At 67.3% G+C, this 1,692-nt stretch carries 1 protein-coding gene; it reads right to left on the reverse strand.

The genetic code is table 11. The features are described from left to right. Nucleotides 1-1,606 (reverse strand): SDR family NAD(P)-dependent oxidoreductase (locus E0504_RS43760; RefSeq protein ID WP_207974684.1); only part of this gene is annotated, 1,606 nt, incomplete at its 3' end. Nucleotides 1,607-1,692: the final 86 nt, after the last annotated feature.

Here is a 1,692-nt window from a genome sequence, read left to right on the forward strand (position 1 = left end):
CCTGTGTCTTCTGTGTGGTGTTGGTTGTGGTGGGGGTGAGTTGTTGGAGGAGGTGGTCGGTGAGGGCGGTGGGGGTGGGGTGGTCGAAGATCGTGGTGGCGGGGAGGCGGATGCCGGTGGTGGTGGTGAGGCGGTTACGTAGTTCGACGGCGGTGAGGGAGTCCAGGCCTTGGTCGAGGAAGCCACGGCTGGGTTCGATCGCGGTGGGTGAGTCGAGGGTGAGGATCTGGGCGGTGTGCTGTCGGATGATGGTGAGGAGGTGTTCGCGTTGTTTGGTGGGGGTCAGGCCGGCTAGGTGGTCGATGAGAGCGGGGCCCTGTGGTGCGGTGCCGGCCGTGCGTCGGATGGTGGCCAGTCTGGAGAACACCGGTTGGGTCGAGAGCCGGTTGGTGTCTAGGTCGCAGATCATCTGGACTGGTCGGTGGAAGTGTTCGTGTGCGTCGAAGAGTTGGAGGGCGCGGGTGTTGGTGAGAGGGCGGATGGCGGTGCGGTTCATGCGGGCGAGGTCGTGGTCGGTGAGGTGGGCGGTCATGCCGCTGGTTTGGGCCCATAGGCCCCAGGCGAGGCTGCTGGCGGTTTGGGCGTGGGTATGACGGTGGGTGGCCAGGGCGTCGAGGAAGGTGTTGGCGGCGGCGTAGTTGGCCTGGCCGGGGCTGCCGAGATGGCCTGCGACGGAGGAATACAGGATGAACGCTGCGAGGTCGAGGTCGCGTGTCTGTTCGTGGAGGTGGTGGGCGGAGTCGGCTTTGGCTGCGAGGACGCTGTGGAGTTGGTCGAGGGTTAGGGCGGTGAGGGTGGCGTCGTTGAGGGTGCCTGCTGTGTGGATGACAGCTGTGAGCGGGTGCGCGTCGGGGACGGTGCTCAGGGTGGCTGCGAGGGCGTCGGGGTCGCTGGTGTCGCAGGCGGTGATGGTGACGGTGTGAGCGCCGAGGTCGAGGAGTTCTTGGCGCAGGTGGGTGGCGTTGGGGTGGTGGGGTCCTTGGCGGGAGATGAGGTGAAGGTGGTGGGCGTGGTGGTGGGTGATGAGGTGACGGGCGAGGATGGCGGCGAGGGTGCCGGTGCCGCCGGTGATGAGGACGGTCCCCTCGGAGTTGAAAGGGGTGGGGATACGGATGATGTTCTTGCCGGTGTGGCGGCCCTGGCTCATGTGGCGTAGGGCCTGGGGGAGGTCGGCGAGGTCCCAGGCGGTGCGGGGTAGAAGAGTAAGGGTGCCGGTGGTGAGGTGCTCAGTGATGTCGGTGAGCATCTGCTGGGTGCGGTCGGGGCCTGCTTCCTTGAGGTCGAAGGCGCGGTAGGTACGGCCGGGGTGGGTCGCGGCGACGTCCTCGGTGTTGCGGATGTCGGTCTTGCCCATTTCGATGTAGCGGCCGGTGGGGGTGAGGAGGTCGAGTGAGGCGTTGACGTGGTCGCCGGCGAGGGAGCCGAGGATGACGTCCATGCCGTGACCGTCCGTGCGGGTGTGGAAAGTGTTGCGGAAATCGAGGGTGCGCGAGTTCGCGATGTGATCGTCGTCGATGCCGAGGGCGTGGAGGGCGGCCCACTTGGTGGGGCTGGCGGTGGCGTAGACCTCGGCGCCCCAGAGGCGGGCGAGTTGGACGGCGGCCATACCGACGCCGCCGGCGGCGGCGTGGATCAGGACGCGTTCACCGGCTTTGAGACCAGCCAGGTCCCGCAACCCGTAATACGCCGTCA

Source organism: Parafrankia sp. BMG5.11 (assembly GCF_004337455.1).